The sequence below is a fragment of the Agrobacterium vitis genome, assembly GCF_013426735.1.
In the GTDB taxonomy this organism is placed as follows: domain Bacteria; phylum Pseudomonadota; class Alphaproteobacteria; order Rhizobiales; family Rhizobiaceae; genus Allorhizobium; species Allorhizobium vitis_D.
Window position 1 is genome coordinate 2483945 of the sequence record NZ_AP023272.1, and the last position, 22580, is coordinate 2506524.

Here is a 22580-nt window from a genome sequence, read left to right on the forward strand (position 1 = left end):
TCGCTTACAACAGGATGTCGGTGTAGAGCTCGGATGCATCCGGCTCCGGATCGGCTTGGGCAAAATCGGCGCTGTCGGCGACGATATCGCGCACGTCCTTGTCGATCAGCTTGAGATCGTCTTCGCTGGCCCAACCCTTTTCCAGGAGACGCAGCCGGACCTGTTCGATCGGGTCATGCTCGGAGCGCATTTTCTGCACTTCATCCTTGGAGCGGTATTTGGCCGGGTCGGACATGGAGTGACCGCGGTAGCGATAGGTTTCCATTTCGAGGATGACCGGGCCCTTGCCGGCGCGGCAATGCTCGACCGCCTGCACGGCAGCCGCCTTGACGGCGCGCACATCCATGCCATCCACCTTGAAGCCAGGGATGTTGAAGGACACGCCGCGCTGGGAGAAATCCGTCTGCGCCGAGGCGCGGGCAACGGATGTCCCCATGGCATAACGGTTGTTCTCGATCACATAGATCACCGGCAGGTTCCACAGGCGCGCCATGTTGAAGCTCTCATAGACCTGGCCCTGGTTGGCCGCGCCATCGCCGAAATAGGCGAGAGAGACATTGTCATTGCCGCGATACTTGTTGGCGAAGGCCAGACCCGTGCCGAGCGACACCTGAGCACCGACGATGCCGTGGCCGCCGTAGAAATGCTTCTCCTTGGAGAACATGTGCATGGAGCCGCCCTTGCCCTTCGACAAGCCGCCGCGACGTCCGGTCAGTTCGGCCATCACACCGCGTGCGCTCATGCCGCAAGCCAGCATATGGCCGTGGTCACGATAACCGGTAATAACCTGGTCACCGAGCTTCAGCGCCATCTGCATGCCGACAACGACAGCTTCCTGGCCAATGTAGAGGTGACAGAAACCGCCGATGAAACCCATGCCGTAAAGCTGACCGGCCTTTTCCTCGAAGCGGCGGATCAGAAGCATTTCGCGATAGGCTTTCAGTTCCTTTTCGCGGTCGAATTCTTCAATCGTCCCCACAGCGAAATCACCTTTTACAGGCTTTGCTGCCGGTTTGCGGCCTGAAGCAGTCGCGTTTTTGCGCGGTGCCATTCATCCCTCCCTGAGTTGTGTAAGGGTTTTTGATTGGCACACACCATATGCAAGAATGGGACAGGCCGCAATGCATTAAATGCATGCCTTCCATTCCGTATAAACACCAGATTTTTAATAATTTTTTGCGATTAACTTGATTTCAGTTAATCAACAATCCCCTAAATATCACGGGCATTGTCTCCAAAGATGTGATCCACACTAGCGATTGAAAATCACGATCTCATCAGGACGAGACATATTCAGCTGATAGCGGGCTTTTTCATCGATCATATCGCGTTCAAGCGAGCCGTCGCTGAGCAGTTTTACTTGAGTTTCCAGCTTTTTGCGGTCGTGAATGAGCGCTGCCAGTTCCTTGCTGCGCTCGGCCCGCACCACATCGAAATGCTCACCGGCCTTCAATCCATAATCGCCATGAATGCTGTGATAGCCGAAATAGCCGATAAAGGCGATGGTAACGGCAGGAAGGACCAGGCGTCCAAATTTACGGTTCTTATGGTGACGTGTCCACATTCTCGATTTGGCCTTGCAACGCACAACATCTTTGCAGAGACATTAGAGCCATTTGCTTAACCGAGTATTGACCTTGTTACGAAAAAATTCGGCATCCCCTCAATGCAAAAAGCCCGCACCGTTTGCGCGGCGCGGGCTTGAGAGAAGGGGCTTGCGGAACGAGCGGTTCCGCCAGCCGGATCAGGCCTTCAGAATCGACGTACCGGCATAAGCGGCCTGCGGTCCCAGCAGTTCCTCAATGCGGATCAGCTGGTTGTACTTGGCCAGCCGGTCGGAACGCGACAGTGAGCCGGTCTTGATCTGCCCGCAATTGGTGGCAACCGAGAGGTCAGCAATAATCGAGTCTTCGGTTTCGCCGGAACGATGCGACATGACGGCGGTATAGGCAGCCTTGTGCGCGGTCTCAACGGCATCCAGCGTTTCCGACAGCGAACCGATCTGGTTGACCTTGACGAGGATCGAGTTAGCGACACCCATGCGGATACCGTCGCGCAGGCGGGCGGAATTGGTCACGAACAGATCGTCGCCGACCAGCTGGGTCGTCGCACCGATCTTGTCGGTCAGGTATTTCCAGCCGTCCCAATCGTCTTCGGCCATACCGTCTTCGATGGAGATGATCGGATATTTGGCAGCGAGTTCAGCCAGATACTCCGCCATGGCTTCCGGCTCCAGCGTCCGGCCTTCGCCTTCCAGAACATATTTGCCGTCCTTGAAGAATTCGGTCGAAGCGCAGTCGAGCGCCAGATACATGTCTTCGCCTGGGCGGTAGCCAGCCTTCTCAATCGATTTCATGATGAAATCAAGAGCTTCCGGTGCACTCTTCAAGCCAGGTGCGAAGCCACCTTCATCGCCGACATTGGTGTTGAAGCCCTGTGCCGAGAGTTCCTTCTTCAGCGTATGGAACACTTCAGAGCCCATGCGCACGGCGTCACGGATATTGTCCGCGCCGACAGGCATGATCATGAATTCCTGAAAGTCGATCGGGTTGTCGGCATGCGCGCCGCCATTGATGATGTTCATCATTGGCACAGGCAGGATGCGGGCATTCGGACCACCGACATAGCGATAGAGCGGCAGGCCGGAGGCTTCGGCTGCGGCCTTGGCAACGGCCAGTGACACGCCGAGAATGGCATTGGCGCCGAGGCGCGACTTGTTCGGCGTGCCGTCCAGTTCGCGCATGATCGTGTCGATCTGGATCTGGTTTTCAGCGTCATGGCCGCCAATGGCATCATAGATTTCGCTGTTGACGGCTTCGACCGCCTTTTCGACGCCCTTGCCCAGATAACGCTTGCCGCCATCGCGCAGTTCGACAGCTTCATGGGCGCCTGTGGAAGCACCTGATGGGACCGCGGCGCGGCCCATGCTGCCATCTTCCAGATAGACATCGACTTCGACGGTCGGATTGCCGCGGCTGTCGAGAATCTCGCGGGCAATAATGTCGGTAATAGCGGTCATGGTCACTCCCTGCTGTAAAGGCTGAACAAGGCTCTGTTCGCCCTGTCTTAGCCGATGAATTGAAAATTACAATGACATGGTCCAGGTCAGGCCGCCTTGGTGACGGCGTCGAACGCCAACAGCTTTTCCAGCAAACGCTCAAGGTCTTTCAGGTACACCATATTGGGACCGTCAGACGGTGCATTGTCCGGGTCCTGATGCGATTCGATAAAGAGGCCTGCCACACCAACGGCCACAGCGGCGCGTGCCAGCGTTTCCACGAATTCGCGCTGGCCACCGGTCGAGCCGCCCTGCCCGCCCGGTTGCTGTACCGAGTGCGTAGCATCGAAGATCACCGGCGCACCCATGCCTGCCATGATCGGCAGCGAGCGCATGTCGGAGACCAGCGTGTTATAACCGAAGGAAGCGCCGCGCTCGCAGAGCATCACATTGGGATTGCCCGAGAGGGTAATTTTTTCCATGACATTTTTCATGTCCCAGGGCGCCAGAAACTGCCCCTTCTTGACATTGATCGCCCTCCCGGTCTTCGCCGCAGCAATCAGAAGATCGGTCTGGCGGCACAGGAAGGCCGGGATTTGCAACACATCGACCACTTCAGCCACTTCGGCGCACTGGTCTTCGCTGTGAATATCGGTCAGCACAGGAAAGCCGAACTCTTTCTTCAAGTCGGCAAAGATCGCCAACCCCTGCTCGATGCCAATCCCGCGCCCAGCCTTCAGCGAGGTGCGGTTTGCCTTGTCAAAAGAGGATTTATAGACAAGGCCAATGCCGAGTTTGTCGCAAATTTCCTTAATCCCGCCCGCCATCATGAAAGCGTGCTCGCGGCTTTCCATCTGGCAGGGACCGCAGATCAGCGAAATTTTCGCACTGTTGGAGAAGGAGACCGTCTTGGCGCCTTCGCCAATGGTGACAGTTGCATTCGGCAGGGCGGAAGCGGTCATGGCGTATTCTCCTCAAACAGAAAGGCAACGCCCTGTCCGGGCGCAGCCGGGACGGTAATGCCGCCCGCTAGTCTCTCATGGGCAACGCCATTAGCAGCCAGAACCGCCGCTGTCACCTCAAGATCAGCAACCGTAAACACCAGGGCCTCCGCCACCAGGGCCTTGTTCTTCGTGTCGCCGGAAATGATTTCCATCGACAGGTTTGCGGCGTCGAACGCCAATCCATTGGTGTTTTCTCTGGCTGCTACGCCCAATATGGTTTGTAACCAACTGGCATAAAGCACTGGCTTCGGCGCATAGAAAAACACCCGCGTCAAACCGACGACGCCATTGGCATGGGTTTCGAGCGCTGTCCTGTCGGCGGGCAACGGATTGACCCGCTCGCATGCAAACAGAAAGAACGGCTCAACCTCCCGCGCTGAAAAGGCAAGGTGAAAGCGGGCAACAGTCTCGCTCCCATCCGGCAGCCGCATGGGCCTTGAAAATTCCAGCATGTCGCCACCTGTCATCCCGGCCGCGACAAAGGCCGCATGATCCGCCTTGGCGTCTTGCGATGCAGTGACAATCGCCGACAGACCTTGGCTATGCACCTGCCTGAAGGCACGATCACGCCCGACAAAGACATTGCCCGTCGCAATGGCTGCGTCCACAGCCTCATCGTCGCCGATTGCCAGCGGCTCCAGATAGATCCCATCGGCCAGAAAGATGCAGGCATTGACCGTGCCGAAGGGATGGTGCCCATCCGGTGCGACTGTAAAGCCAAGCGCGGTCAGGCGGCTTCGCGCCGCCTCCAGCGTTTCCACCGGAAGCACCAGATGATCGACATGACGGGCATTTGTATTCGACATGCTAAAAACTCACTGTGGAGCGGTGACATTAGAGTTTGTCCGGGAAAAGTGGAAACCGGTTTTCCCGAAAAGACAAACGAGACAAAAGAAGTTAGAGTTTGTCTGGTTCAACCTGACAAACTCTAGTTGGTATCGAGCTTCGGCGGCGTAAAATCAAGCAGGTCGCGACGATAGGTTTCCACCACCATGCTGATCGGCGTTCCATCTGGCATACTCAGCAATGCCTTGTGCTGAAGAACATATTCGGGCACCGACAAGGGATTGCTGCTGGCTGCTGGGACCACGCTGCCCATCTCCCATCCGGCTAGTAATGGCTTCCACAAAAGCTCGGCGGATATCGTGTGCCGCTGAAAATGCAAAGGCTGCACCACACGACCGAACGCACCGTCCGTCGTGTCGAGCACTTTATTCATGTCATCCGTCAGCCGGGCCGGCACATACCAGTTGTCGGCTTCAGACAGGATACGGTCGCCGCATTTCAATCGCACCCGGCGATAGCCGACCTTGTCACCATCCGCGACCTTGAGAGCAGCGCGAATCTCACCCGTGGCGGGCTTATCGACATCCTTTACCCGCTCTGCTGTGATTTTTGCTCCATCAGCCAGCTTATGGGTGCTGCACCAGCGGTCCAGCGTCAGCGTCGCACTGTCATGGCTCAGCAGATCGGCATTCAGCGTTTGCAATACGGCCAATGCCTGCAACCGCGACACAGGCGTATCCGGCCAGGAGGCGGGCGCGGCGGCAAGGCTCGGGCAAGAAACGGTCATGGCGGCAACCACAGCTGGCAGGAACAACAAACGCATGCAAACTCCTGAAATAGAAAGTAAATTCCCGATAGAAAATCGGGCGGACATCAGCACGCAAACATGACGGAGAGATGACCATGAGCAGATATTTCGACGTTACCGATAGAGCTGCGGCGGCTTGCGTTCGAACGTCTTCACACCGTTTTTCCAACCCGTCACCGCCGGTGCAATCGTCGCCACGGCCTCGGCACCGGAAACGGCATCAAACAGGACAAGATCAGCCGCAGTTCCGACCTTCAACTGTTCATCCAGCCCCATCAGGCGGGCTGGATAGCGGGTGATCATCTCGAAAACCTGGTTCAGATCCGCAGGCGTCGCCAGCTGGGCAACATTGGCGTAGAGATTAGCCATGCGCATCAGCGAGACATCGCCGAACGGTGTAAACGGGTTGAGAACATTATTGGTCGAGATGGTGACATTCACCCCCTGGCGGGCCAGAAGATGCGCCGGTGCGATGCCCCTTGGGCAAAGATGATCGATATCCCTGCCGGTCAGAAACAGATCCGTGGCGGGCAGCACCGTTACCGTAATACCCGCCTCGGCCAATTGCTTTGCCACCCGCTCGACTTCGTCTCGAGGAATAGCGGAAAGCTTGGTGACATGGCCGACGGACACCTTGCCTTGATAGCCACGCGCCAGCGTCTGGGCAATGACCGTCGGCAGGTTGGACCCGGAAGGATCGAGATCGAAATCAAGGTGAAAATCGACAGGCACATCGAAGCGCTGCGCGAGCTCGAAAATTCGGGAAATATGCTCGGCGGGCCTTGGATCGGTGTAAGGGCAGCCGCCAACCAGATCGGCCCCTTGCGACAGAGCGATCTCCAGCATCCGCTCGGTTTCCGGCTCATTGGTCAACCCCTCCTGGGCAAAGGCGCAGATTTCGATATCGACCAGATGGGCGTAATCGGTCTTCAGCTTGCGGATCGCCGAAAACGACCGGAAACCGGCGCGCGGATCGATTTCCACGAAGGTCCTGATCCGGGTCGTGCCTTGGACGATGGCCCGCTCGACGACATCGGCGGCGCGGGCATAGACATCCTCCTCGGTAAAGGCCTGCTTGGCTTTCGAGGTCTCTGATACTGCTTCCGCCAGCGTTCCGCTACACACCCGGCAGCGCCCGATGATCCCTGCCTTGTCAAGATGCAGATGGGTTTCGATCAAACCGGCGCAGACCAACCGGCCTGCCGCATCCTCCTGCGGCGCATCACAACGGAAATCCGCTTCCAGCGCAACGATCCGCCCCGCCTCAAAGGCGATGTCCAGCGGCTGCGCCGACAATGGCAGCCTGGCGCGGCGCAACACGAAATCAATCGCCATGCGTTTTCATTTTCCTTTCCGACTGACCCATCACCCGTCTCTGCTGCATGAAATTTATTACCACCCGCAACCAATATCCCATGCACGGATGACAGTCATGAGGCGACGAGATTGCCATTGCTGGCAACCAGCACACCTGCCTTGAACACCATGCGCTCCATCGGACGCGCCGCCACTGCTTCGGCAATCGAGGCAACCGGCAGAATGATGAAATCGGCGGGACACCCTTTGCCGAGTGTCGCATTGCTGCGTCCTAAAACCTCAGCCGAGAGGGTACTGACAAGCGCGAAAGCATGTTCAAGGTCGGCATCGGCGCGAAAGTTCTGCCGGTCGCAGAGAATGCTCGCCCGCTCCAAAAGATCGCCATTGCCGAGCGGCGACCAGGCATCGCGGATATTGTCATTGCCGGAAAACACCCGCACGCCCGCAGCTTTCAGCCGCTTGATCGGCGGCATGCTGGTATCGCCGGGGCCGGTGGTCATGATCGCCACATCGGCGCGTGTCAGCGCTTCTGCTGTGCGCCCGAAATCCATATCATCCAGCGCGCCCAGGCAATAGGCATGACTGACGGCGCATTTGCCTTGCAGTCCCTGCGCCAAAGCCCGCTTGGCGATCTGGCGGATTTCGAACGCGCCGAGCGGACCCGGATCGTGCAGATGCAGATCCACTCCGACGCCGTGACGTCCGGCGATGGCAAAAATGGCGTTCAAATGGCCGGTAATGTCATCGTCGATCCCGGCTGGATCAAGACCACCGATCAAGTCCGCACCCGCCTTGACCGCCTGCTCCAGCAGATCAGCAGTGCCGGGATCGGCCAAGACGCCAGACTGTGGAAACGCCACAGTCTGAATATCGATCAGATGGCCATGACTTTGCTTCAGGGACAATATGGCTTCCAGCCCTGCCAACCCGACTTCTGTATCGATATCGGCATGGCTGCGGCAGGCGACGGTGCCGTAAGCCGCCATTTTCTCCAGCAGCTTAGCCCCACGCACCTCGACCGGCAAGGGCAAGGAGCGGCGGAGCGCCTTTTCGGCCCGGATTCGCTCGGCGACCGTGCCTCCGGGAATATGGGGAATGAACGGCATGCCGATCAGCGTCTTATCCAGATGCACATGACCATCGACAAGGCCCGGCAGGGCCAGACCGCCACGCGCGTCGATCCGCGGCTTCTCCGTTGAAACGCCCTCACCCGCCGCCGGGCCGATAGCGGCAATTGTAGACCCGGCAATAACGATATCAACGGGATCACCAAGACCATTGCGGGCATTGAAAACGACGAGAGTGGCGCTCATGGAAGGATCGGCTTTCAGACAGATGGGCAATCGCACGGCCAAACAGACAGGTAAAATACGGGCCGGATCATGGCGTATTTCCTGGCCGGAGGCGAGGTTTAAAGCAAAGTCAGGATTGCGGTAATTTGGTGTTCCGTGTCAGGCTTGGAGTTGATTATTCCCCGCCTCTTGCCGGAACGTACCCATGCACTCTGCATCTCATACCATTTCCCCCACGACACACGCTGCTTCCGGCCCTCACTCTGGAATGGTCACCAGCCCGCATCCGCTGGCAAGCGCTGCCGGATTGGCTGTTCTGGAGCGCGGCGGCACGGCAGCGGAATCAGCCATCGCCATGGCCAGCACGATTGCCGTCGTCTACCCGCATTTCTGCGGCTTAGGCGGCGACTCAGTCTGGATTCTGGCCGACCGCCAGGGCCGCCAGACTTGTTTTATGGGGATCGGTCAGGCATCCGCAAAGCTACCGGAATTTACCGGCGACAGTATTCCGCTGCGTGGTCCGCTTTCGACCTTGACCACCGCCGCCACTGTTGATGCCTGGGAGACCGTTCACCGCTATTCCACTGAGTATTGGGGTGGCAAACAGGCGTTCGGCGATCTTTTGCAGAATGCCATTCATCATGCGCAACACGGGTTTCCAGTCACCCGCTCGCAAGGCTTTTGGCTCGATATGCGCAAGGACGTGCTGGCCGACTGGCCAGGCTTCATCAACCTGTTTTTCAACAATGGACAACCCTTTGCCACGGGAGAGATTTTTCGCCAGCCAGAGCTGACCCGCTCCCTGGAGGATATTGCCAGCCATGGTGCGCGCAGTTTTTACCAAGGCACCCTCGCCCAGCGTATCGCCGAGGGGCTTCGAGCAGTTGGGTCGCCAATCACCCTTGCCGATCTGGCAGCCACACGCACGCGGCAGGTGGAACCGGCGCGTCTATCCTATCGCGGGCTGGAGCTTCTCGCGCCGCCGCCGCCGACACAAGGGATCTCCACTCTTGCGATCATGGGCATTCTCCAGCATTTCGACCTGTCCGCCCTCACTCCGGGCAGCGCACAGCATCTGCATCTGGTCGTCGAGGCGGTGAAACAGGCTTTCCTGACCCGTGACCGGATCGCCGACCCGGACTTTGCCGATCAACCCGTGCGGGAATGGCTTTCGGCGGAACGATTGCAACAGGCAGCCAGGGCCATCAACCCAGACCGGGCGCTGGACTGGCCGCATCCCTACCGAACCGGGGACACGGTGTTCTTCGGCGCGACTGACGCTGCGGGACAAAGCGTCAGCACCTTGCAAAGCACTTATTTCGATTGGGGCAGCGGCGTTGTCGTCGGCGATACCGGCATTCTCTGGCAAAACCGGGGTGCGGCCTTCTCCCTCGATCCGAAAAGCCCCAATTTCCTGCAACCGGGAAAAAGACCGTTTTATACGCTCAACCCGGGACTTGCACTACGCGACAGCAAACCGGCACTGATCTACGGCACCCAAGGTGCAGACGGCCAGCCGCAGACCCTGGCCATGCTGCTGACGCGGCTGATTGATTATGCGCAACCTGCGGCGCAAGCCTTGGCCGGACCACGGTTCTTACTGGGCAAAACGTTTTCCGACAGCCGCGACAGTTTGAAAATCGAAGCCGATTGCGGCCAGCCCGTCCTCGATCGTCTCGCCGATCTCGGTCACCAGCTCGCACCCATTGAGCCGCAAAGTCCAATCGCGGGTCAGGCAGGCGTTATCGCCATCGCCCCAGATGGCAGCCTGGCAGGCGCTCACGACCCACGCGGAGAAGGTGTGGCGCTTACCCTCGGCGAGCGTTGACCAATTGCGTTGAGATAATCGACAAAGGTTTGGGACAGAATTTCGGAAACAACCGCCGCGCAAGCTAGATCCTATAGCATCGTACCGGCTTCGGTTTTTACACGATGCTATAGGATTCAACCGAAAGGGGGGCTTTTCGGTTGAATCCTGTTTTCATCTATCTGGAGATGTGTCAACGTTTTTTACGTTTTCTAACAAAATTTAGAGACCTTCAACGCCTCACGGAGCCACCGCGTTTCTCTATCTATTTGTTTTTACGAATTTTCGGGCCGAAAAATACAACTTAATTCACCGTCCCGGCTTGCCGGTTTTCCCCTTGGTGCGTGTCTTGCGCTTCTGATCCCCGGCGTCTTCATAGGAACCGGCGCCCGATTTGGCGCGGATGATCGGACGGGGATCGTCGATTTTGAAGTCGCCGATTTTTGGACCCGGCTTTTCAGGAAGCTTGCCGGGAACAGGCTTTTCCGTCCGACCAACCGTCATTTCATCCAGGCTGTTCTTGCGAAACAGTGGCTTGGCCGTGTCCGTACCAGGCCCCATGTCATCCAGGGATGGTTTGGCGAAATAGGAGCCGGACGAATCGGTCTCCTGACGGGAATCGACGGCTGCACCGCCAGCAGCCTGGCCTGTCCCGGCTTGTTCTTGAGCCCGGGCCGCTGCCTTTTCGCCGGGATCACCCATGCTGGCCAGCTCAACCTCTTTCAAACGCTTGATTTCGTCGCGTAAACGGGCTGCGGTTTCGAAATCGAGATCGGCGGCGGCATCGCGCATCTGCTTTTCCAGCGCCGAAAGATGGGCTTGGAGATTGTTGCCGACCAGATGACCGCCGGCGGCAAAGCCCTTGCCGCTTGCCCCGGAAATGTCGGCACGCACATGGTCGCGCTCATAGACCGAATCGAGAATGTCGGAAATTTTTGACTTGACCGATTCCGGCGTGATGCCGTGTTCGAGATTGTAAGCCACCTGTTTTTCACGGCGGCGCGACGTCTCGTCCATGGCGCGCCGCATGGAGCCGGTGATCTGATCGGCGTAGAGAATGACCTTGCCATCGACGTTACGCGCAGCACGGCCAATCGTCTGGATCAGCGAGGTCTCTGAGCGCAGGAAGCCTTCCTTGTCGGCATCGAGAATGGCGACGAAGCCGCATTCGGGAATGTCCAGCCCCTCGCGCAACAGGTTGATGCCAACCAGCACATCGAAGGCACCGAGCCTGAGATCGCGCAGGATTTCGATGCGTTCCAGCGTGTCGATATCCGAATGCATATAGCGCACCCGCACGCCCTGCTCATGCAGATATTCCGTCAGGTCTTCGGCCATGCGCTTGGTCAGCACCGTTACCAGCGTGCGATAGCCCTTCAGCGAGGTTTCCTTGATCTCGCCCAAGACATCATCGACCTGGGTCTTGGCGGAGCGCACTTCGACCGGCGGATCGATCAGGCCGGTTGGGCGAATGACCTGCTCTGCAAACACGCCGCCCGATTGTTCCAGTTCCCAACTGCCCGGGGTCGCCGAAACAGCAACGGTCGCCGGACGCATGGCGTCCCATTCCTCAAATCGCAATGGCCGGTTATCCATGCAGGAGGGCAGCCGGAAGCCGTATTCGGCCAGCGTTGCCTTGCGCCTGAAGTCGCCACGATACATGCCGCCGATCTGGCTGACGGACACATGGCTTTCATCAATGAACAGCAAGGCGTTATCAGGGATATATTCGAACAGGGTCGGCGGTGGTTCGCCCGGCGCACGGCCCGTCAGGTAGCGCGAATAGTTTTCAATGCCAGCGCAGGCGCCGGTCGCTTCCATCATTTCGATATCGTAGCGGGTGCGCTGCTCCAGCCTTTGCGCCTCCAGCAGACGCCCGCCCTTTTCCAGCTCGGCCAGCCGCTGTTTCAACTCCTCCTTGATCGCCTTGATCGCCCCATTCAGCGTCGGGCGCGGCGTGACATAGTGCGAATTGGCGTAGATCTTCACCGACTTCATATCGCCGGTCTTGTGGCCGGTCAGCGGATCGAATTCGGTAATTGCATCAATTTCATCGCCGAACATCGAAATGCGCCAGGCGGCATCCTCCAAGTGCGCGGGGAAGATTTCAATCGTATCGCCCCGCACCCGGAATGAGCCGCGCACGAAATTGATGTCCTGCCGCTTGTATTGCTGCGCCACGAGGTCTGCCAGCAATTGCCGCTGATCGATCCGGTCGCCGACCGACATTTGGAAGGTCATGGCCGTATAGGTTTCGACCGAGCCGATACCGTAGATGCAGGACACCGAGGCGACGATAATGCAATCGTCGCGCTCCAGGATGGCGCGGGTGGCGGCATGGCGCATACGGTCGATCTGCTCGTTGATCGAGCTTTCCTTCTCGATAAACGTATCCGAGCGCGGCACATAGGCTTCCGGCTGATAGTAATCGTAATAGGAAACGAAATATTCCACTGCATTGTCGGGGAAGAAATGTTTGAATTCCGAATAGAGCTGGGCCGCCAGCGTCTTGTTCGGCGCCAGAATCACCGCCGGCCGCTGGGTCGCCTCGATCACCTTGGCCATGGTGAAGGTCTTGCCGGAACCAGTCACCCCGAGCAGAACCTGACTGCGCTCCCCGGCATTGATGCCTTCCACCAGATCCTTGATTGCCGTCGGCTGATCGCCCGCCGGTTCGTAATCCGACACCATGCGGATCGGGATTCCCCCCTCGGACTTTTCCGGCCGGGCTGGGCGATGTGGTGCCCAGATCTTGCCGTCCTTGAACAGCGGATTGCCGCTTTCGATCAGCGCCGACAGCGCCTCCACGGTCGCCGTCACAGCGCCGGGAGCAAGGCTCTGCGCCTCTTCAAGCGACGTGTCCATACCAGAAACAGGATTAAGACCGGCAGCAGCGCGCGTGGCCGGATCGGAAGATGCGCCGATGGACACGCCGCGTGAGGTGCGCATGGCACTGCCTCCGTCTTCGCTCTTGGCCTTGGCAGTGCGACCGACCTTTACGGGCTCGGCGGCCTCAGTCTTGCGGCCCATGCTCTTCTCAAGCGCTATCTTTTCGGCATGCCTGCGCGCTTCGATTTCGATCTTCTTGCGGTGCTTACCAGCCTTGGAGGCGAGTTCCCGTTGGCTTTCAATCCCCCCGGCTTCCGCCTCCGCTTCCAGCTGCTTCACCCAATCTGCGACACTCCCGCTCAAGGGTGCTCCTTCAAAAGCTGCCTGCGGTGCCTCTTCAAACCCACCGGCATAAGGCGATCCTGCCTCATCCTGCGATGGGTTGTCATTGTTACGGACGGGAGATTTTTTCGGAGATCTGGCCATGGTTCGAATATGGATAAGACCGCAGGCAAAGTGAAGTGCGCCAGACGAAAATCAGAACAAAAAAGCAACAATTTCGCTAAAGTTTTTATCCCTTGGCATTCTCGGAAAAACCAAGGGTCATGTCCCTGACTGGCCTGCCTCAGGCCACGGCGCGCCGTGATTTTTTTTCACTCAGTTGCTTTTTTTTAAAGTCGAGCCATTTGGGCAGCATATCCGCGGGCATGGGCCGGGAGAAATAATAGCCCTGGCCAATCGTGCAACCGATTTCGGTCAATGTCCTGGCATCCGCCACCGTTTCTACGCCCTCCGCAACGATATCAACACCCAGTGCGCGGCCGAGACCAACCAGGGCGACAACAAGCGCCTTGTTCTTTGGGGAATTACTGATACCGGTGACGAAACTGCGATCGATCTTCAACCGGGTGATCTTCAGGCTGATCAGATAGGCCAAGGACGAGTATCCCATGCCGAAATCATCCACCGTCAGCTTATAGCCACTGTTTTCAAGCCGGGTCAGTTGTTCACCCGCGACCGCCGGATCCAGAATGGTTTCCTCGGTAATCTCCACTTCCAGAAGGTTGCGACTGACGCCATAGGCAGTGGTAATCCGGTCCAGCATGACAGATACGTCATAGAGCGCAAATTCACGCGGCGATACGTTCAAGGCGACAGCCGTCTCCGGCATGCCTAGCTCTTTCAGCCTGTTGAGCAGCTGGCAGATATTTTCTGTCACGAAACCGGTCAGCGCCTCACACATCTGCATGGCCTGTGCGGCGTTGACAATTTCAGGCGGAGCAATCGCTCCGAACTCCGGATGGAACCAGCGGATCAGCGCCTCGAAGCCAACGATCTTGCCCGTGGCAAGATCGACCTGCGGCTGGAACCAGGTCTCGAGCGCAGTGTCGCGAAGTGCTGCTGGCAGATCCTGCTCGATACGCCGTTGGCGATCGATGCGCTGTTTGATCTGATGATCGAATTCCCGCAATTGACCGCGACCGTCCTGCTTGGCATCCGATAAAGCCATGCTGGCACAGGTAAACAGCCCGTCACCATCATCAGCATGATCGGGATAGAACGCAATCCCGGCGCTCAAACCAGGACTGACCTGAGTGCCATGGACGGCAATCGGAACCATGGACGCGGCGATAACGGTCTCAGCAAGCGCTCGGCAATCCTGGCGCACGTCGCCGTTCCGCAACAGAATTGCAAATTCATCACCGCTGATCCGGGCTGTGACGGCATCACCACCGGCGGCATTTTTCAACCTCTGCCCCAGGATCGCCAGAAACTGGTCTCCACCGCGATGACCAAAAGCATCGTTGATCAGCTTGAACCGATCGACATTGACCAATAACAGGCCAATTTCCCGGTTTCCGACTTTGGCAGCGGCGATCTCCCCCGCGAGCCGTCCATTGAAGTAGATTCTGTTGAACAGCCCCGTCACGGGATCGCCGTTGGCAAGAACCTCCAGTCGCAAATTCTTGTGCTGAATATCCTCATTGGCAATGGTCAGCGATTGCGTCGCGGCCTGGTTGCTCAGCTTGGCCATTTCGCTTTCCATAAATGTCCTGTCCGCCTTCAACAGCAGATGCGACATGAATATGGCCAATACGATGAAATTAAACGTGGAGACGGTCGCAATGATGCCACCATGAATCGAGAAATTCCACAATATCGCTAAAATCATCGGAATACAGTAGCTGAAGGCGACCTGACTGGTGCCGGCCTGGCGGAACATGGCTGTCGCCACCAGACCGCCGATAACCACCAGAATAGGCGCATTGCGGCCCAGCAAGTCCATATCGACCACCGCTGTCGGCAAAAGAGCCCAGACGATCCCTTGCAGACAGGCCGTGATGCACATCAGCCGAAGCACGTCATCCGGATTGGAGCAGCCATAGTGACGGCGCTGCAGATGGCGCGACAATAGAAAGCGGAATACCGTGGCGAAAGCCAACACGATCATCCAGCCGATAACGACATTCACGTCATACCCCTCGGCCAGAAGCAGAATGGACGAGGATAGCCCAGCCATCACATTGTAAACTGCTGCTGTACCGCTACCATGCAATGCCATGGACGCCCGCGCCTTGTGGGCAGATGACAATAAAAATGCTTTTTGATCCGCGGTTTCTGAAAACAAGACAATCTCATTCTTAAAACTAGGCGCAACAACTGTGCTTTACGACAGCATCGTGCAGGAAAATGATTCCGGCACGGTGCTATATTTTTTGATTTTCGCATCGGGTTTGGCCGAAAACAGACTCTCACCTCCCAACCCGATGAAGGTTGGCGGTAAGATTGCGCGTTTTTGGTAAGAAATAATGAATAATGCAGTTAAAAATTGTGCATCGACTTATATTATGCTTTACTCACGAAATAACACTTCAACTGGAAATAGAACTGCATGACGCAACGGAACGATCAAATTGATTATATCGAATTCAACGTGCGCGACATTTCGGCTTCAAAACAATTCTATGCCACGGCCTTTGGCTGGTCCTTTACCGATTACGGACCGGATTATGCCGAATTCAATGATGGCCGTCTGAAGGGTGGGTTTACAACAACCGCCCCGGTTTCAGCAACTGGCGGGCCGCTCGTCATCCTGTTTGCCGATGATCTGGAAAAGGCCGTGGGCAGCGTGGAAAGCGCCGGTGGCATGATCACCCGCCCAATCTTTTCCTTTCCCGGCGGTCGGCGATTTCACTTCCGCGACCTGGATGGCTATGAACTGGCTGTCTGGTCGGACAGTCTCTAATATCGTACAGAAAGCTGAAACCGGTCTGATGCTGTAACCTGGCCTGCCTTCGCGCAACCAGTTTTCAGACAACAACTAAAGGGAGCCGCCGGAGCTGTTGAGCTCCGGCGGCTCCTTCTCACTCCCCGCCGCCGAGTGAGTGGACGTAGACGGTCAGTTCCTTGACGGTCGTATCACCTAGACGCGCTGACCATCCGGGCATGACGCCATGCTTGGGATGAGCCACCTGCTGGATGATCTCCTGCTCGCCTTTAACCTTCAGCCAAATGGCGTCGCCGAGATTGGGCGCACCGAGATCGCGGTTGCCCTCGGCCTTTTCACCGTGGCAGGCAACACAATTGTCCATGAAGACCTGCTTTCCAGGCGCAACCAATGCGTCGTTGGACGGCTTGCCCGTCAGGCTGACGACATAGGCGGAGACCTGGCGGATTTCCTCGGGCTTCAGGATGTCGGCGAAGGCCGGCATTTCCGACGCCCGGGTTTCCGGATCGCTCGTGTAGCGAATACCGTGTTGCAGCGTCGTGTAGATGGCATCCACACTGCCGCCCCATAGCCAGTCATCGTCGTTCAGGTTCGGATAGCCGGGGCCACCGGCCGCACCAGAACCGTGACAAGGGGTACAATTGACCTTGAAGGCCGCAGCACCGCCAGCCGTGGCAAATTCGGTCAGATCCTTATCGGCCAGGATATCCTTGATCGGCAGGGCGGCGATCTTGTCGGTGAACACCGATTGCGCTGCCTTGGCCTCTGCAAGCTCGGCGGTGACAGCTGCACGGTTGGTATAGCCGAACAGGCCCTTGGTATTGGTGGAGAGCATCGGCCAGGCCGGATAGACCACCGTATAGCCGATCGCCCAGACGATGGTAGCGTAGAAGGTATAGACCCACCAACGCGGCATCGGGTTGTTCAGCTCGCGGATGCCGTCCCATTCATGACCCGTGGTTTCGACACCGCTGATTTCGTCAATGTGTTTGTCAGACATGATCAGTCCTCCCGCAAGGGGATAGAGGCAGCATCTTCCGCCCGCTCTTTGGCGCCCGGACGAAAGACGAAGAGAATGGCGCCCGCGAAAAACAGCAGCATGGCGAGCATGCCCCAGCTGTCGGCGAAATGGCGCATGGCCGTATAGATTTCGGTTCCTTCCATGACGCCCTCCTCAACGGTAACCGGTTGCGTCGTCATATTTGGTGAAGTCCACCAAAGTGCCGATCATTTGCAGGTAAGCGATCAGCGCGTCCATTTCGGACAGAACCGCCGGGTTGCCGTCGAAATCACCGACTTTCGCCTTGGGATAGCGGGCCAGCAATGCCGTGGTATCGGCATTCGGGTCCGCCTGGGCAGCCAGATCGGCCTTGGCATTGTCGATCATGTCCTGGGTATAGGGTACGCCGACTTCGCTGTTAACCTTCAGGTCCATGGAGACATTGGTAATCTTCAGCGGCGTTTCTTTCAGGAACGCATATTTCGGCATGATCGATTCCGGCACGACCGAGCGCGGATCGCTCAGGTGCTGGACATGCCAATCGTTCGAGTAGCGATCCCCGACCCGGGCCAGATCCGGCCCGGTGCGCTTGGAACCCCATTGGAACGGATGGTCGTACATCGATTCCGCCGCCAGGGAGTAATGGCCGTAGCGTTCCACTTCGTCACGGAACGGACGGATCATCTGGCTGTGGCAGAGGTAACAGCCTTCGCGGATGTAGATGTCGCGACCGGCCAGTTCGAGCGGCGAGTAGGGCCGCATGCCCTCCACCTTTTCGATGGTGTTTTGCAGGTAGAACAGCGGCGCGATTTCGACGATACCGCCTATCGCAACCACCAGCAGCGAACCTAAAAGCAGCAGGCTGGCATTTTTTTCGATGATTTTGTGTTTATCGAGAATGGACATGGTGCCCTCCTTACTCCGCCGGTTGCAGGACAGGCGCCATGGCCGAACCTGCAAGAGGCGCCTCGTTGCGCTGGTGGCCGAGAATGGTCATGGTGATGTTCCAGGCCATGACCAGGCTGCCGGCGAGATAGAGCCCGCCGCCGACGGCGCGCATGACATAGTAGGGGAACATGGCCTTAACGGTTTCCGCGAAGGAATAGACCAGGAAGCCCTGCGCATCGTATTCGCGCCACATCAGACCCTGCTGGATACCGGCCACCCAGAGCACGGCGGCGTAGACGACGATGCCCAGCGTGGCGAGCCAGAAATGCCAGTTGACCATCCGCATCGAATAGAGGCGGTCGCGGTGCCAGAGCTTGGGCGTCAGGTAGTAGATCGCGCCGAAGGTGATCATGCCGACCCAGCCGAGTGCGCCGGAGTGAACGTGACCGATGGTCCATTCGGTATAGTGGCTGAGCGAATTGACCGTCTTGATCGACATCATCGGGCCTTCGAAGGTAGACATGCCGTAGAAGGCGATGGCCATAACCATCATCCGGATGATCGGATCGGTACGGATCTTGTCCCAGGCGCCCGAAAGCGTCATCAACCCGTTGATCATCCCACCCCAGGATGGCATCCACAGCATGATCGAGAACACCATGCCCAACGTCTGCGCCCAATCGGGCAGAGCTGTATAATGCAGGTGATGCGGACCGGCCCAGATATACATGAAGATCAGCGCCCAGAAGTGGATGATCGACAGCCGGTAGGAATAGACCGGGCGACCGGCCTGCTTGGGCACGAAATAGTACATCATGCCAAGGAAGCCCGCTGTCAGGAAGAAGCCGACGGCATTATGCCCGTACCACCATTGCGTCAGCGCATCCTGCACGCCGGAGAAGGCTGAATAGCTCTTGACGCCGAGGAAGGAGACCGGGATCGCCAGATTGTTGACGATATGCAGCATGGCAATGGTGACGATGAAGGCCAGGTAGAACCAGTTCGCCACATAAATATGCGGCTCCTTGCGGGTCAGGATCGTACCCAGGAAGGCAATGAGATAGGCGACCCAGACAATTGTCAGCCAGATATCGACATACCATTCGGGTTCGGCATATTCACGGCCCTGGGTGATACCGAGCAGGTAGCCGGTGGCAGCCATGACGATGAAGAAATTATAGCCCCAGAACACGAACCAGCCGAGCGTGCCGCCAAACAAGCGGCTGCGACACGTGCGCTGTACCACATAAAACGATGTAATGATCAGCGCATTGCCGCCAAAGGCAAAAATCACGGCAGACGTGTGCAATGGCCGCAGCCGCCCGAAATTCAGCCAGGGGCCGAAATTCAGATCGGGAAAGGCCAGTTGCAGGGCGATGACCAGCCCGACAAGAAAGCCGATCACACCCCAGAACACCGTGGCGATGACGCCATAGCGAATGACTTCGTCGAAATATTCAGACTTGGGCTGGGCCGCTGCACGACTCGACATGCCAGCCGTCACCGGCGCAAACCGGATATGGCGCAACATGACGACAGTCGCCCCCAGAAGCACGAAAAAGGCCACCCACATATGGGCAGCAAACAGGCTGTCATAGGCGAAACCCGCCCCGAGCAGCGCGGCAAAGGCCAGAATGGCCAAAACCATGGTTTCGAAAGTATAATTCATTGTTGGCATCCCCCAACGGCTTTGTGTCGGCACGGCCCCTCCTTAAGGGAAGGGTTCCGCCCTGATTTGTGGTTTGCGCAGTCGCTCCATGAGAAAAGCCATTCCGTTGCCGGAACGTTTTTCTGACAGCGCCAGAGTATTTCCAGCAAAAGTACGTAAAAACAGCGAGATAGAGCGTTTTGCATTTCGAGGAAAAGCAGTCTTGCTCGCCGCGCCATGCCGCCTGCCGGATGGATAGACTTCTGCGTCGAGTCTCTGTTTGACATTCCGCAGCCTCTGCAACCTTGATTCAAATCAAGGCAGTCCATGCAAAGCCGGCGATATATAAAGGACGGCAATGGCATTGTGTCGCAGGCATCGGACAAGCATCCGATGCGGAGACATTGCGAACCGGCAGTTGCGGCGGAGCAACGGATGGCCTGGAAAGGCTCTCTGGCGTTTCATGAGTGACCCTTTCAGTGCGCGTGATGCATTCTGATCGGGAAACGGTCATCAAGGCGGGATTTTTCGCGCCCTTGCACGATGCCGCATTGCCATGTTCAGCGCCCGGCGCTGCGACCGACGACCATGGCTCTTTTAAAAATGGCCCTGGCATTTCATTTCCGGACATCTCAAGCCTTTGATGCATTTGAGATATTCGGCATTCGTGCAGGGCGGAGATGTGGCTCACACCTTCGCGCTTGTCAATAACGCCCTACGCATGTGCCGGGCCGGCAATAGAAGGAGATGCGGAATGCAGAGCAATTTGGACAAGACGGATTTTCCGAAAACCAGAGACGCTCGGACCCTTGCTTTGCCGCCATGTGAGACCAGTCTGGAATGGCTGCATCATGCCCATGGGGAGCAAATGGCGCTGTGCGCCGAGCTGGAAGAGATCGCCGATTCGCTGCCGAACACTATCAATCGGCAGAAATGCATCTACGCGGCCAAGGCGCTGACCCCGCTGATCAAGGGCGTCCATCACTATGAGGAAAGCATCCTGTTTCCCTGGCTCGAAACATCGACACGCAGCAGCATCGGCATGCACGAGACGCTGAACCGGTTGCGCTTCGAGCATTGCGAAGATGAGTGTTTTGCCGAGGAACTGACGGATGCCCTGCTCAAACTCGGCAGCGGCCGCGAAGTCAACATGGAGGCCGTGGGCTATATGCTGCGTGGCTTCTTTGAAGGGCTACGACGCCATATCGCCTTCGAGAGAGAGCACATCCTCTGCCAGATCGGCGAAACCCAGCTATCCTGAAGGCTAAGCTTTTGCCGTTGATCCCAACGGTGACTGTGCCGCTCTCTTTGGACAATAAAAAACCCGTCCCTCCACGAACTGCCCCAGGTTAATATCCAACTTTCGGAGGTAGTTCGTGCAGTGACGGGTTTTTGGTTTGAGCCTAAACGATCAGGCCCCGACGGATCTCAGCCGCTTCTCGTCGCGTCCGCCCTTCATGCGCTCGGCCAGAAGGAAGGCCAATTCCAGCGCCTGGTCCGCATTGAGACGCGGGTCGCAATGGGTATGGTAGCGATCCTGCAAATCTTCAGCGGAAACGGCGCGTGCGCCACCGGTGCATTCGGTCACGTCGTTGCCGGTCATCTCGATATGGATGCCGCCTGGATGCGAGCCTTCGGCCCGGTGGATCTGGAAGAAGCTTTCCACTTCCGACAGGATCCGGTCAAAGGGCCGGGTCTTGTAGTGGTTGAGCGTGATGGTGTTGCCATGCATCGGATCGCAGGACCATACGACCTTGCGCCCTTCCCGCTCCACTGCGCGGATCAGGCGCGGCAGATGGTCAGCAACCTTGTCGTGGCCGAAGCGGCAGATCAGCGTCAGACGACCCGCTTCATTTTGCGGATTGAGAATGTCGATCAGGTTGAGAAGATCGTCAGCCTGAAGCGACGGGCCGCATTTGAGACCTAGCGGGTTCTTAATGCCGCGGCAGTATTCGATATGGGCGTGATCAGCCTGACGGGTACGGTCGCCGATCCAGATCATGTGGCCTGATGTGGCGTAATGATCGCCAGATGTCGAATCGACGCGGGTCAGCGCCTCTTCATAGCCGAGAAGCAGCGCTTCATGGCTGGTGAAGAAATCGGTTTCGCGCAGGCTGGCATTGGTTTCCGCCGTGATGCCGACCGCCTTCATGAAATCCATGGTCTCGGAAATCCGGTCGGCCAGCTTGCGGTAACGCTCTGCCTGCGGGCTGTCCTTGACGAAACCCAGCATCCATTGATGAACGTTTTCGAGATTGGCATAGCCACCCATTGCGAAAGCGCGCAACAGGTTCAGCGTCGCGGCTGACTGGCGATAGGCCATCAACTGACGATGCGGATCGGGAACGCGGGACTCTTCGGTGAAATCAATGCCATTGATGATATCGCCACGGTAGCTCGGCAACTCGACATCACCCTGACGCTCGAAATCCGACGAGCGCGGCTTGGCGAACTGGCCAGCGATGCGGCCAACCTTGACGACTGGAAGCTGGGCGCCAAAGGTCAGGACGACGGCCATCTGCAGGAAGGCGCGGAAGAAGTCGCGGATTGTGTCGGCGCCGTGTTCGGCAAAGCTTTCGGCACAATCGCCGCCCTGAAGCAGGAAGCCATTGCCATCAGCCACATTGGCAAGCGCCTTTTTCAACCGGCGCGCTTCACCTGCAAAGACCAGCGGCGGATAGGTGGCAAGCTTTTTCTCTGCTGCGGCCAATGCGGCCTGGTCCGGATAGGCCGGAGCCTGCTTGATCGGCTTCTGCCTCCAGCTTGTCGGGGTCCAATTCTGCGCCATCGTCTTCACCTAAACAAAACGCGGCCATGCCTGCGGGCCGCTCGGATTGGCGGCTTATAAACGCTTAATGGAAGCTTGAAAAGCAATACCTTGCTGTCAAATCGGCCTTCCATAGGTGAAAACCACGCTGCAAGGATTTTTGACAACAGGGAAGCAGTAACCTGCCTCCCTGTATCTTAAGGGGGA

18 protein-coding genes are annotated in these 22580 nt (G+C 57.6%); 3 read left to right on the forward strand and 15 right to left on the reverse strand.

Translation table 11 applies throughout. From position 1 onward, the window contains the following. Nucleotides 1-4: 4 nt before the first annotated feature. From pdhA to H1Y61_RS11475, 8 genes are all read right to left on the reverse strand, one after another. Nucleotides 5-1051: a pyruvate dehydrogenase (acetyl-transferring) E1 component subunit alpha gene (pdhA, locus tag H1Y61_RS11440; protein ID WP_015915926.1), complete on the reverse strand. Its 1047-nt coding sequence runs from the start codon at nucleotides 1049-1051 to the stop codon at nucleotides 5-7. Nucleotides 1052-1252: 201 nt separating this feature from the next. After that, nucleotides 1253-1564, reverse strand: a complete 312-nt coding sequence (locus H1Y61_RS11445; RefSeq protein WP_015915925.1) for an FtsB family cell division protein — start codon at nucleotides 1562-1564, stop codon at nucleotides 1253-1255. 180 nt (nucleotides 1565-1744) lie between these two features. Next, nucleotides 1745-3019, reverse strand: coding sequence for a phosphopyruvate hydratase (eno, locus tag H1Y61_RS11450; RefSeq protein ID WP_174110717.1), 1275 nt, complete (start codon nucleotides 3017-3019; stop codon nucleotides 1745-1747). An 86-nt stretch (nucleotides 3020-3105) separates the two neighbouring features. Continuing rightward, the gene (kdsA, locus tag H1Y61_RS11455) at nucleotides 3106-3960 is read right to left on the reverse strand and encodes a 3-deoxy-8-phosphooctulonate synthase (protein WP_070150871.1); all 855 of its coding nucleotides are present in this window, start codon (nucleotides 3958-3960) and stop codon (nucleotides 3106-3108) included. Further along, nucleotides 3957-4808, reverse strand: a complete 852-nt coding sequence (locus H1Y61_RS11460) for a VOC family protein (protein WP_180572681.1) — start codon at nucleotides 4806-4808, stop codon at nucleotides 3957-3959. Before H1Y61_RS11460 ends, kdsA begins: the two co-directional genes overlap by 4 nt. 122 nt (nucleotides 4809-4930) lie before the next feature. Next, a complete protein-coding gene (locus H1Y61_RS11465) occupies nucleotides 4931-5611 on the reverse strand; it encodes a hypothetical protein (protein ID WP_197971639.1) in 681 nt (226 codons plus the stop codon). A 99-nt stretch (nucleotides 5612-5710) separates the two neighbouring features. Then, nucleotides 5711-6931 carry an amidohydrolase family protein gene (locus H1Y61_RS11470; RefSeq protein WP_180572682.1) on the reverse strand — a complete coding sequence of 407 codons (1221 nt, stop codon included), beginning with the start codon at nucleotides 6929-6931 and terminating at the stop codon, nucleotides 5711-5713. A 95-nt stretch (nucleotides 6932-7026) separates the two neighbouring features. Next, nucleotides 7027-8226: an amidohydrolase gene (locus H1Y61_RS11475; protein WP_180572683.1), complete on the reverse strand. Its 1200-nt coding sequence runs from the start codon at nucleotides 8224-8226 to the stop codon at nucleotides 7027-7029. A 247-nt stretch (nucleotides 8227-8473) separates the two neighbouring features. Between H1Y61_RS11475 and H1Y61_RS11480 the strand changes: the two genes are divergently transcribed. Next, nucleotides 8474-10033, forward strand: coding sequence for a gamma-glutamyltransferase family protein (locus H1Y61_RS11480; protein ID WP_180574492.1), 1560 nt, complete (start codon nucleotides 8474-8476; stop codon nucleotides 10031-10033). A 288-nt stretch (nucleotides 10034-10321) separates the two neighbouring features. On the opposite strand, the gene uvrB is transcribed toward H1Y61_RS11480, so the two are convergent. Continuing rightward, on the reverse strand, nucleotides 10322-13327 hold the full coding sequence (gene uvrB / locus H1Y61_RS11485) for an excinuclease ABC subunit UvrB (protein WP_180572684.1): 3006 nt from the start codon (nucleotides 13325-13327) through the stop codon (nucleotides 10322-10324). A 139-nt stretch (nucleotides 13328-13466) separates the two neighbouring features. Beyond that, nucleotides 13467-15404, reverse strand: coding sequence for a putative bifunctional diguanylate cyclase/phosphodiesterase (locus tag H1Y61_RS11490; protein ID WP_180572685.1), 1938 nt, complete (start codon nucleotides 15402-15404; stop codon nucleotides 13467-13469). Between the two features lie 330 nt (nucleotides 15405-15734). On the opposite strand from H1Y61_RS11490, the gene H1Y61_RS11495 reads away from it, so the two are divergent. Beyond that, nucleotides 15735-16088: a VOC family protein gene (locus H1Y61_RS11495; protein WP_180572686.1), complete on the forward strand. Its 354-nt coding sequence runs from the start codon at nucleotides 15735-15737 to the stop codon at nucleotides 16086-16088. Nucleotides 16089-16206: 118 nt separating this feature from the next. On the opposite strand, the gene ccoP is transcribed toward H1Y61_RS11495, so the two are convergent. The 4 genes from ccoP to ccoN are packed head-to-tail and all read right to left on the reverse strand — an operon-like array spanning nucleotide 16207 to nucleotide 19627. After that, a complete protein-coding gene (gene ccoP, locus H1Y61_RS11500; protein WP_070150881.1) occupies nucleotides 16207-17070 on the reverse strand; it encodes a cytochrome-c oxidase, cbb3-type subunit III in 864 nt (287 codons plus the stop codon). Between the two features lie 2 nt (nucleotides 17071-17072). Next, complete coding sequence (locus tag H1Y61_RS11505) at nucleotides 17073-17234, reverse strand: cbb3-type cytochrome c oxidase subunit 3 (RefSeq protein WP_049777167.1); 162 nt, start codon at nucleotides 17232-17234, stop codon at nucleotides 17073-17075. 10 nt (nucleotides 17235-17244) lie between these two features. After that, nucleotides 17245-17976 carry a cytochrome-c oxidase, cbb3-type subunit II gene (ccoO, locus tag H1Y61_RS11510; RefSeq protein WP_070150883.1) on the reverse strand — a complete coding sequence of 244 codons (732 nt, stop codon included), beginning with the start codon at nucleotides 17974-17976 and terminating at the stop codon, nucleotides 17245-17247. 10 nt (nucleotides 17977-17986) lie between these two features. Continuing rightward, nucleotides 17987-19627, reverse strand: a complete 1641-nt coding sequence (gene ccoN / locus H1Y61_RS11515) for a cytochrome-c oxidase, cbb3-type subunit I (RefSeq protein ID WP_041697930.1) — start codon at nucleotides 19625-19627, stop codon at nucleotides 17987-17989. Nucleotides 19628-20360: 733 nt separating this feature from the next. On the opposite strand from ccoN, the gene H1Y61_RS11520 reads away from it, so the two are divergent. Further along, the gene (locus H1Y61_RS11520) at nucleotides 20361-20867 is read left to right on the forward strand and encodes a hemerythrin domain-containing protein (protein ID WP_180572687.1); all 507 of its coding nucleotides are present in this window, start codon (nucleotides 20361-20363) and stop codon (nucleotides 20865-20867) included. Nucleotides 20868-21017: 150 nt separating this feature from the next. Here the strand turns inward: H1Y61_RS11520 and H1Y61_RS11525 are convergent, their stop codons facing one another. Next, complete coding sequence (locus tag H1Y61_RS11525) at nucleotides 21018-22394, reverse strand: class II 3-deoxy-7-phosphoheptulonate synthase (protein WP_174110705.1); 1377 nt, start codon at nucleotides 22392-22394, stop codon at nucleotides 21018-21020. Nucleotides 22395-22580: the final 186 nt, after the last annotated feature.

What these genes read in the sequence shown, in the direction of transcription:
- pdhA (WP_015915926.1), bottom strand. Translation starts at nt 1,051, where the DNA reads ATGGCACCGCGCAAAAACGCGACTGCTTCAGGCCGCAAACCGGCAGCA.
- H1Y61_RS11445 (WP_015915925.1), bottom strand. Translation starts at nt 1,564, where the DNA reads ATGTGGACACGTCACCATAAGAACCGTAAATTTGGACGCCTGGTCCTT.
- eno (WP_174110717.1), bottom strand. Translation starts at nt 3,019, where the DNA reads ATGACCGCTATTACCGACATTATTGCCCGCGAGATTCTCGACAGCCGC.
- kdsA (WP_070150871.1), bottom strand. Translation starts at nt 3,960, where the DNA reads ATGACCGCTTCCGCCCTGCCGAATGCAACTGTCACCATTGGCGAAGGC.
- H1Y61_RS11460 (WP_180572681.1), bottom strand. Translation starts at nt 4,808, where the DNA reads ATGTCGAATACAAATGCCCGTCATGTCGATCATCTGGTGCTTCCGGTG.
- H1Y61_RS11465 (WP_197971639.1), bottom strand. Translation starts at nt 5,611, where the DNA reads ATGCGTTTGTTGTTCCTGCCAGCTGTGGTTGCCGCCATGACCGTTTCT.
- H1Y61_RS11470 (WP_180572682.1), bottom strand. Translation starts at nt 6,931, where the DNA reads ATGGCGATTGATTTCGTGTTGCGCCGCGCCAGGCTGCCATTGTCGGCG.
- H1Y61_RS11475 (WP_180572683.1), bottom strand. Translation starts at nt 8,226, where the DNA reads ATGAGCGCCACTCTCGTCGTTTTCAATGCCCGCAATGGTCTTGGTGAT.
- H1Y61_RS11480 (WP_180574492.1), top strand. Translation starts at nt 8,474, where the DNA reads ATGGTCACCAGCCCGCATCCGCTGGCAAGCGCTGCCGGATTGGCTGTT.
- uvrB (WP_180572684.1), bottom strand. Translation starts at nt 13,327, where the DNA reads ATGGCCAGATCTCCGAAAAAATCTCCCGTCCGTAACAATGACAACCCA.
- H1Y61_RS11490 (WP_180572685.1), bottom strand. Translation starts at nt 15,404, where the DNA reads ATGGCATTGCATGGTAGCGGTACAGCAGCAGTTTACAATGTGATGGCT.
- H1Y61_RS11495 (WP_180572686.1), top strand. Translation starts at nt 15,735, where the DNA reads ATGACGCAACGGAACGATCAAATTGATTATATCGAATTCAACGTGCGC.
- ccoP (WP_070150881.1), bottom strand. Translation starts at nt 17,070, where the DNA reads ATGTCTGACAAACACATTGACGAAATCAGCGGTGTCGAAACCACGGGT.
- H1Y61_RS11505 (WP_049777167.1), bottom strand. Translation starts at nt 17,234, where the DNA reads ATGGAAGGAACCGAAATCTATACGGCCATGCGCCATTTCGCCGACAGC.
- ccoO (WP_070150883.1), bottom strand. Translation starts at nt 17,976, where the DNA reads ATGTCCATTCTCGATAAACACAAAATCATCGAAAAAAATGCCAGCCTG.
- ccoN (WP_041697930.1), bottom strand. Translation starts at nt 19,627, where the DNA reads ATGAATTATACTTTCGAAACCATGGTTTTGGCCATTCTGGCCTTTGCC.
- H1Y61_RS11520 (WP_180572687.1), top strand. Translation starts at nt 20,361, where the DNA reads ATGCAGAGCAATTTGGACAAGACGGATTTTCCGAAAACCAGAGACGCT.
- H1Y61_RS11525 (WP_174110705.1), bottom strand. Translation starts at nt 22,394, where the DNA reads ATGGCGCAGAATTGGACCCCGACAAGCTGGAGGCAGAAGCCGATCAAG.